This is a genomic window from Nonomuraea deserti, from assembly GCF_004348685.1.
Classification (GTDB): Bacteria; Actinomycetota; Actinomycetes; order Streptosporangiales; family Streptosporangiaceae; genus Nonomuraea; species Nonomuraea deserti.
Genome location: NZ_SMKO01000064.1, coordinates 37,560 through 45,637, shown reverse-complemented (window position 1 = coordinate 45,637; position 8,078 = coordinate 37,560). Strand labels below are relative to the sequence as shown.

Annotated in this window: 10 protein-coding genes; 4 read left to right on the top strand and 6 right to left on the bottom strand. The window is 70.2% G+C overall.

The window, feature by feature from the left end:
• Positions 1-23 precede the first annotated feature (23 nt).
• The gene (locus tag E1292_RS23415) at positions 24-905 is read right to left on the bottom strand and encodes a glycerophosphodiester phosphodiesterase (protein ID WP_132597365.1); all 882 of its coding nucleotides are present in this window, start codon (positions 903-905) and stop codon (positions 24-26) included.
• Positions 906-1,105: 200 nt separating this feature from the next.
• Between E1292_RS23415 and E1292_RS23410 the strand changes: the two genes are divergently transcribed.
• Positions 1,106-2,464 carry an MFS transporter gene (locus E1292_RS23410; protein WP_132597364.1) on the top strand — a complete coding sequence of 453 codons (1,359 nt, stop codon included), beginning with the start codon at positions 1,106-1,108 and terminating at the stop codon, positions 2,462-2,464.
• On the opposite strand, the gene E1292_RS23405 is transcribed toward E1292_RS23410, so the two are convergent.
• The gene (locus E1292_RS23405; RefSeq protein ID WP_132597363.1) at positions 2,415-2,885 is read right to left on the bottom strand and encodes a TIGR03618 family F420-dependent PPOX class oxidoreductase; all 471 of its coding nucleotides are present in this window, start codon (positions 2,883-2,885) and stop codon (positions 2,415-2,417) included. The two genes, E1292_RS23410 and E1292_RS23405, sit on opposite strands and share 50 nt — an antisense overlap.
• A 59-nt stretch (positions 2,886-2,944) precedes the next feature.
• A complete protein-coding gene (locus E1292_RS23400) occupies positions 2,945-3,346 on the bottom strand; it encodes an ester cyclase (protein WP_132597362.1) in 402 nt (133 codons plus the stop codon).
• Between the two features lie 37 nt (positions 3,347-3,383).
• Here E1292_RS23400 and E1292_RS23395 point away from each other — a divergent pair, with 37 nt between their 5' ends.
• From E1292_RS23395 to E1292_RS23385, 3 genes are all read left to right on the top strand, one after another.
• On the top strand, positions 3,384-4,595 hold the full coding sequence (locus E1292_RS23395) for an amidohydrolase (protein WP_132597361.1): 1,212 nt from the start codon (positions 3,384-3,386) through the stop codon (positions 4,593-4,595).
• A 59-nt stretch (positions 4,596-4,654) separates the two neighbouring features.
• Positions 4,655-5,749, top strand: a complete 1,095-nt coding sequence (locus E1292_RS23390; RefSeq protein WP_132597360.1) for a PrsW family intramembrane metalloprotease — start codon at positions 4,655-4,657, stop codon at positions 5,747-5,749.
• A gap of 364 nt (positions 5,750-6,113) precedes the next feature.
• A complete protein-coding gene (locus E1292_RS23385; protein ID WP_132597359.1) occupies positions 6,114-6,734 on the top strand; it encodes a pyridoxamine 5'-phosphate oxidase family protein in 621 nt (206 codons plus the stop codon).
• 33 nt (positions 6,735-6,767) lie between these two features.
• On the opposite strand, the gene E1292_RS51305 is transcribed toward E1292_RS23385, so the two are convergent.
• From E1292_RS51305 to E1292_RS23375, 3 genes are all read right to left on the bottom strand, one after another.
• Entirely contained in the window at positions 6,768-6,935 is a 168-nt protein-coding gene (locus E1292_RS51305) for a hypothetical protein (protein ID WP_165974695.1), read from the bottom strand.
• 370 nt (positions 6,936-7,305) lie between these two features.
• Positions 7,306-7,548 carry a carboxymuconolactone decarboxylase family protein gene (locus E1292_RS23380; RefSeq protein WP_132597358.1) on the bottom strand — a complete coding sequence of 81 codons (243 nt, stop codon included), beginning with the start codon at positions 7,546-7,548 and terminating at the stop codon, positions 7,306-7,308.
• 42 nt (positions 7,549-7,590) lie between these two features.
• Positions 7,591-8,040 (bottom strand): hypothetical protein, encoded by a 450-nt coding sequence (locus E1292_RS23375; protein ID WP_132597357.1) that lies wholly within the window; start codon positions 8,038-8,040, stop codon positions 7,591-7,593.
• Between the last annotated feature and the right edge of the window lie 38 nt (positions 8,041-8,078).

The following is an 8,078-nucleotide window of genomic DNA, read 5'->3' as shown; positions in this document are numbered from 1 at the left end:
GGCGGGAGGCGGGCGGCTGAAGGTCAGGCGTCGGTCAGGTCACGCAGGACGTCGGGTTTGTTGGTGATGATGCCGTCCACCCCGTAGGAGATCATCCGGCGCATGTCGTCCGGGTCGTCTACCGTGTAGGTGAGGACCTCCATGCCGAGCCCGTGCACGCGCCGCACGTACGTCGCCGTGAGCGTCGTGTACGGCGGGTTGATCTGGTCGGCGAACCTGGCCAGTGAGGGCAGTTCCGCGGTCGCCGGCGTGCCGAGCAGCCCGATCGGCACGCCGGGCATGAGCCGGTGGAACTTCCGCATCGAATCCCAGTCGAACGACTGCACGACCAGCCGCCCCGGCGCCAGCCAGTGGGGGTTGCGCCGCAGTTCGGCGGCGATGCGGGCCTCGATGCCGGGGTACCGGTCGGGGGCCTTGACCTCCAGGAGGAGGCCCATGCCGGAGCCGCTCATCGTGCGCAGCGCCTCGCCGAGTGTGGGCACCGGCTCGCCCGCGTACTCGCCGGAGAGCCACGAGCCGGCGTCGAGTTCGCGGATCTGGGAGAGGGTGAGGTCGCCCACGTTCCACGGCGACAGGCCGGGGAAGACCTCCTCGGCGTCGGTGGTGCGGGTCAGGGTGGTGTCGTGCATGAGGACCAGCCGGTGGTCCTTGGTCTCCTGGACGTCCAGCTCGAACATGTCGGCCCGCTGGTCGTCCGCGAGCTCGAAGGCGACGATCGTGTTCTCGGGGGCGTACGCGGAGGCGCCCCGGTGGGCGACGTTGACGACCGGCCGGTCGGCATACGCGGAGGCGTTCCGGTGGGCCACGTCGATGGCCGGCCGGCCGCCGGCCGCGGTGGCGGTTCCGGTGAGCGCGGTCAGGGCGGCGAGGGTGGTCGCGATGATGAGGGCGAGTCGTCTGGACATGGGTCTCCTCTGCTGGGGAGAGGCCTACGACTCGACGGTCACAAGATCGCATGACTTGCAGTTGAGTGCAGAGTAGCCCCGCGGTGCCCTGGCGGTGAGCATCCGACACGCGGGCCTGCCGCAGGGTAGAAGTTCAGGACCCTTTAACCTGAAATGTGCACTATCGCGGGGCGTTGGCCGTTCTTCTGTCGGCTTGGTTCATGGCGCAGTTCGACTTCTTCGTGGTGAACGTGGCCGCCCCTTCCTTCGAACGTGACCTGCACGCCGGGCCAGCGGCCCTGGAGCTGATCGTGGCCGGCTACGCCTTCACGTACGCGGCCGGGATGATCACCGGCGGGCGGCTCGGCGACCGCTACGGCTACCGGCGCGTGTTCGTCTGGGGAGTGGCCGCGTTCACGGTGGCGTCGCTGCTGGCCGGGATCGCGCAGACCCCGGCCCAGCTCGTCGCCGCCCGCCTGCTGCAGGGGCTGGCGGGCGCCGCCATGGTGCCGCAGGTGCTGGCCACGATCTCCGCCGTCTATCCGCCGGGCGAGCGGGCACGCGCCATCGGCTGGTACGGCGCGACCGGCGGCCTCGGCTCGATCGCCGGCCAGGTGCTGGGCGGCCTGCTGCTGACGGCCGACGTGCTCGGGCTCGGCTGGCGGGCGGTCTTCCTCATCAACCTGCCCGTCGGCCTGGTCGTCGTGCCGCTGGCCTGGCGGCTGCTCCCCGAGGTGGAGACGGCACGTCGATCCCGGCTCGACGTGCCGGGCGCGGCCGGGCTGGCGGCCGGGGTGGCGTTGCTGCTGGTGCCGCTGGGCCTCGGCAACAGCCTGGGCTGGCCCCTCTGGACCTGGGCGTGCATGGTGGCGAGCGTCCCGGTGTTCGTGCTGACCTGGCGCTGGCTGCGGGCGATCGGGGCGCGCGGCGGGCAGCCGGTGCTCGACCTGGCGCTGCTCAGGGTCCACTCCTACCTGGCGGGCGTCGGGTCGATCGTCGCCTTCATGGCGTACTTCGCCTCGTTCATGTTCACGCTGACGCTGCTGCTCCAGACCGGGCTGGGGCTCACGGCGTTCCAGGCGGGCCTGGCATTCGCGCCGATGGGCGCGATGTTCACGCTCACCTCGTTGCTCGGGGTCCGGCTGGTCAGGAGGCGCGGGCTGATCGTCGTCATCGCGGGCGGCCTGGTGGTCGCGCTCGGGCTGGGGCTGCTCCTGGTGGCGGTCGGTCAGGGGCTGCCGTACGTCCTGGTCGCGCTCATGCTCGTCGGCGCCGGCAACGGCCTGGTGCTGCCGCAACTCATCGGGGCGGCGCTGGTCGAGGTCGAGCCGCATCAGGCCGGCATCGGGTCGGGCGTGCTGAGCACCGCCCAGCAGTTCGCGGGCGCGGGTGGCGTGGCCGTGATCGGCGCGGTCTTCTTCGCCGTCGCGGAGGGCGGGGGCCACGTCACGGCCATGCGCTGGTCGGCGGCCGTCGACCTGGCGCTCGTCCTGGTCGTGATCGCATCGGTGGCCTACAACCGGCGCCGCGCTATCCGGCGGGCTTGGAAAGAACGGTCCCGTACAGTTGCGACACCCTGAGCCTGATCACCAGCCGCCGGTCGTCGGCCATCTGGCGCAGGAAGGCGGTGGGGTCGCCGACGTGCTGCTGCATGGCCAGGAGTTCCAGGCCCACCTCGTCGCCCGGATCGGTGGTCACCGGCGACAGCTCGGCCTCGCCCTCGGCCACGGCGTAGGAGGCGAAGTCGTCGCTGGCCACGTAGAGGGCGCCGCGCGGGTCCTCGTGCAGCTGCCTGACCTTGAGCCGCTCGGCCATGGTGGAGATGCGCACGACGCGCTGCCGGGGGTCCCACGTGTACTGGACGGTGGACATGTGCGGGTGGCCGCTGCTCTTGTTGGTGGCCAGCGCCCCGAACCGCTGCCCGCTCAGCAGCTGGGACAGCTCGCCGTCACTCAGGGAGCGGGGTGGCGGGCCCGCCTCGGGCGCGTACTCCTGTGACATGCACCATCCTGTACGTACCGCGTGCACCGATATGAAGTGCACCGAAATAAAGAGATATGTCAGCCTATCCCCAGTTCCCTGCTGAAGGTCTGGGCATCCGAGATCACCCAGTACTCCGCGAACCTGCCGCCCTCGGCCCGCAGGATGTCGTGCCCGCTGAAGGCCACCCTGGTCCCCTCGGCCACGGTCGCGCCGGGGAGGCCGCCCCGGTAGGCGCCGGCGAACGTCCACCTGGCCGCCACCAGGTCGCCGTACGGGATCGGGCCGACGTCGAGCGTGACCTCGACGTCGGCGAAGGGGGCGTACCCCTGCTTGAGCACCTCGACCAGCTCGCCCGGCCCCGACACCTCCATGCCTGGCCAGTGGCCGGTGAAGCCGGGGGTGACCAGTTCGTGCGCGAGCTCGAAGTCGCCGTTCCACATCTCGAGCAGCCATCGCCTGTACAGGTCGGAGATCGTCATTCCGGGCCCCTACCCGCTCACCTGTAAGTTACGGGTCATGAAACTTGCGATCACCAGCGGATATGTCGTTCCGGTCGACGGCGACCCCATCGACGGCGGCACCGTGCTCATCGAGGACGGGAAGATCACCGCGGTCGGCCGGGACGTGGCCGTGCCGGAGGGGACTCCCGTCGTGGACGCGGGCGGCGGCTGGGTGCTGCCCGGCTTCGTCGAGGCCCATGGCCACCTCGGCGTGTACGAGGAGGCGGAGGGCTGGGCCGGTCAGGACACCAACGAGATGACCGACCCGAACGGCGCCCGCCTGCGTGCCCTCGACGCCATCAACCCCGCCGACCTGGGCTTCGCCGACGCGCTGTCGGGCGGCGTGACCACGGCGGTGATCAAGCCGGGCTCCGGCAACCCGATCGGCGGGCAGACGGTCGCCGTGAAGTGCTGGGGCAGGAGCGTGGACGAGATGCTGATCAGGGAGCCGGTGAGCGTCAAGAGCGCCCTCGGCGAGAACCCCAAGCGCGTCTACGGCGACCAGAAGAAGCTGCCCTCCACCCGGCAGGGCGTGGCCGCGGTGATCCGCGACGCGTTCATGAAGGCGCAGGACTACCGGGCCAGGCGGGCGGCCGCGGAGGCGGAGGGCAAGCCGTTCGACCGCGACGGCACGCTGGAGGTCCTCGTCCGCGTGCTGGACGGCGAGCTGCCGTGGTGCCAGCACACGCACCGGGCCGACGACATCGCCACGGCGCTCAGGCTGGCGGCGGAGTTCGGCTACCGGCTCGTGATCAATCACGGCACCGAAGGTCACCTGCTGGCCGACACCCTGGCCGCCAGGAACGTTCCGGTCATCATCGGCCCGCTGTTCACCAGCCGGTCGAAGGTCGAGCTGCGGCAGCGCTCGCTGCGCAATCCCGGCATCCTGGCACGGGCGGGCGTCGAGCTGGCCATCACCACGGACCACCCCGTCGTGCCCATCCACTTCCTCGTCCATCAGGCCACGCTCGCGGTCAAGGAGGGGATGGACCCGGCCGAGGCGCTGCGGTCGATCACCCTGAACCCGGCCAGGATCATGGGCCTCGACGACCGGGTGGGCTCCCTGCGCCCCGGGCTCGACGGCGACGTGGTCATCTGGTCCGGTGACCCGCTGGACGTCATGAGCCGGGCGCGGAGGGTGTTCATTTCCGGCCGGGAGGTGTATTCGTACACCGACGGCGAGCCCGTCGTGGCCGACCCCTATTACCGCGAATCAAGTGACCGTTAAGCGCCTGTAGATGCGTGGCCCGCATAGTGGGCGGACCGGACGGGAAGTGAGGCACCACGATGACAGCTCCGCCCCAGCGCGTCCTCTCCCAGCGCCCGAGCAAGGCCCTGCTGATCGGCCTGGTGGTCTCCGGCGTGCTGGCGCTGCTCGTGCTGGCGGTCATGCTGGTGTCCGGCGGTCCCGTCGGCTTCGGACTGGCCGCGCTGCTGGCCGTGGCGCCGCTGCCGGTGCTGCTCGCCGCGGTGCTCTCCCTCGACCGGCTGGAGCCCGAGCCCAAGCTCAGCCTCGCCTTCGCGTTCGCGTGGGGCGCCGGGCTGGCGATCGTGCTGGGCATCGCGCTGACGCTCGTGGGGCAACAGTTGTTCGTCCGGGCCGGGTTCGGCGCCGCGGTCGTCGACGACGTGGGCGCGGTCGTGCTCGCCCCGGTGATCGAGGAGGCGCTCAAGGGCTCGGCCCTGCTCCTGCTCCTGCGCAGGCGCAGGGAGATCGACGGCCTGACCGACGGCATCGTGTACGCCTCCATGGCCGGCCTCGGCTTCGCCGCCGTGGAGAACGTCGGCTACTACCTGCTGGCGTTCGCGGAACAGGGCGCCGGCGGTGCGGTGCAGTTGTTCGTCGTGCGGGGCCTGATCGACCCGCTCGGCCACCCGGTCTACACCTCCCTGATCGGTGTGGGGGTCGCGTACGCGCTCACCCGGCGCACCGCGGGAAGGTACGCCGCGATCCCGCTGGGTTACGTCGGCGCCGTCTTCCTGCACGGCCTCTGGAACGGCGCCGCCACCACGGGATCGCTGGCCTGGCTGGGCCTGGCCTACCTGGTGATCATGGTCGCGCTGGTCGCGCTGATCGCCGTGACCGTCGCCGAGCGCCGCCACCTCGTCGCCAAGATGGGCGCCTACCTGCCCGGCTACGCGCCGACCGGGCTGGTCACGGAGGCCGACGTCAGCATGCTCAGCACGCTGCCCGGCCGTAAGGAGGCGCGCAAGTGGGCCAGGAAGGTGGGGCTCGGCCGGGCCATGAGCGACTACCAGCAGGCGGCGACCGAGCTGACCATGCTGCACCTGCGGGCCGAGCGGCAGGGCGTCGATCCCGCCCGGTTCGCGGCCGAGCGCGATGCGTACCTGGCGGCGATGGCGCACGCCCGGCGCTGGTAGCGGTGGGGTGGTGTGGCCCGCGGGGTTCGGAACTCTGGCAGACACGCCAGCGTACGTGTCCGTCACTCCGGGTACGACACCTCATCCGGCAAGGCGAGGAAAGGACCGGAAATGATCCCTGGCTGCGGCAATTGCAACTGCAACGACGCGATGTACGAGGGTAAGCCGTCCCACTGGACAACGTTGCGCGTCGAGTAACAGCACCGCGCCGGGGTCGCCCGTATCCCGCCATGGCCGGCCCCGGCCCAGTGGCGCGGCCGCCCGGCTCGAGCCCCGGCCGCGCGGAGCTCATTCTGCGGGAAAGGTCACAGGCTGCTCAGCTCGATTCCCTGACAAAATTGGGGAAACCCCGAAGGGAGATCAGATGAGCTGGGCGGAGATCGGGTCAGAGGACGAGCTGCGCGAGCTCCTCGGCGAGGTGATGCCGAGGGCCGTGACCAAGGAGCGCGTACGCCTCCACCGGCGCGACCGCGACTGGCTGGCGGCCTCGCCGTTCTGCCTGATCGCCACATCGGACGACAAGGGCGCCTGTGACGTCTCGCCCAAGGGCGACCCCGCCGGTTTCGTCCATGTCATCGACGACACCACGATCGCCATCCCGGACCGCCCGGGGAATCGCCGGGCGGACGGATTCCTCAACGTCCTGAAAAATCCGCAGGTGGGGCTGATCTTCCTCATTCCCGGCCGCAACGAGACCCTGCGCATCAACGGCCGGGCCAGGCTCGTACGCGATGCCCCGTTCTTCGACGAGCTGATCGTCAAGGGCCACCGGCCGCACCTCGCGCTCGTGGTGGAGATCGAGCAGATCTTCTTCCACTGCGCCAAGTCGTTCCTGCGCTCCGCGCTGTGGAAGCCCGACACCTGGCACCCCGACGTGCTGCCCTCGCACGCCAGGCTGGTCAAGGAGGTGCAGGTGGTCGAGGAAAGTGTGGAAGAGCTGGAGACGTACTACGGCAAGGCCTACGCCGAGAAGTTGTACGGCTGACACCGGATGCCGCGGCCCTGCCCCGGGAGGCCGCTAGGCGGCGGAGGTGGGGCCGCCGGGGAAACGGATCACGTTTCTGCCGGTGTAGGCCCGCAGGTCGATCACCTTGGGGTCGGCGGGTGGCTTGCGGCGGTCTGCCTTGCGGATATAGCGGACCTTGTGCCTGGCGATGTGTGGCGGCACCACCACAAGCCTCGTCATCGTGAGCCCCCCGTGATGTCCTTGTTATCTCTGTATCTACAGAAACCCCCGTAAATTCGGCGTAAGGAGCAGGTCAGTAGGGAAGCGTGCGACCCGAAGGCGAGCGCAGATCCAGCCCCACGGCCGGCCGTGGGCGCCGCTTGGCGGATGACTTCATGATTTTCACGCGTTTCATGGTCTTCCCCCTTTCTCAACGCGTGTCCTGTCTCCTGCGACGATGCGCCGCGCCGCTTGACAACGGCATGCCGGGCGCTTGTCACCCGCCATGCGCGCCAACCTAACCGGGGCTCACTGATCGGCTCAATGCATTTCCGCACAGAGAATGAGTCTCAGGTGCCGGGTGTGAACCGCGCGGATATCGCCAACCGGCTCAGGCGTCGGTCATGGCCTGCGCCGGGACGAGGAGTGCGAGCTGCCTCTCGTTGTAGTGCTCGGCCGCCTGCTCCCACACCGCGTCCGGCACGGCCGTACGATCGGCCGGCCTGGTGGCCACTTCCACCGGCTCGAGCGCGGTGCGCTCTGCCGGGATGTGGGCGGTGACCTCGCGCCCGGCCGCCACCGGCCATGGACGCTCGTCGCTCTCGCCGGCCTTCTTCAGGTCGCGGCTGTGCATGTCCACACAGTACCCGCAGCCGTCGACCTGCCAAGCAAGCGTCTAACCCTTGCAGTTGCCCCAAGCCCTGCGTCCGCCCCAGGCTTCGACGCGATTGCCGGGGTCGCGGGTCCAGCCGGAGTACCGCACACACTTCCAGGCCCCGTCGATGTGGCCGGTCTCGGCGTAGTAGCGGTATTTCTGCACGTCCTCGCTCCGGCCGCCGCCCCGGACCTCGAGGTGGGCGCCGGTCACCGTGCGGGCGCCCTTGTACGCCGTCTTGATCGCGGCGACGCAGTTCTTACCGCTGCGCTTGCTATACATCAGGTACACGTGCCCGAACACCGCTCCCGCGCGGGTCCTCATCGCGCGGTGGCCGTCCTTGACCCGGTGGAAGCCGGGGCCGCAGACGCGCTCGGGGGTGTAGGCGGCCGATCCGGCGTACGCGGCGGAGGGGATGGCGGCGATTCCGGCGGCGGCCAGGGCGGTCGCGATGACCGTGCGGAGGAGCACGTGTGTCCCTTCGGCAGGCGGCAATAAGGACTTCGTCG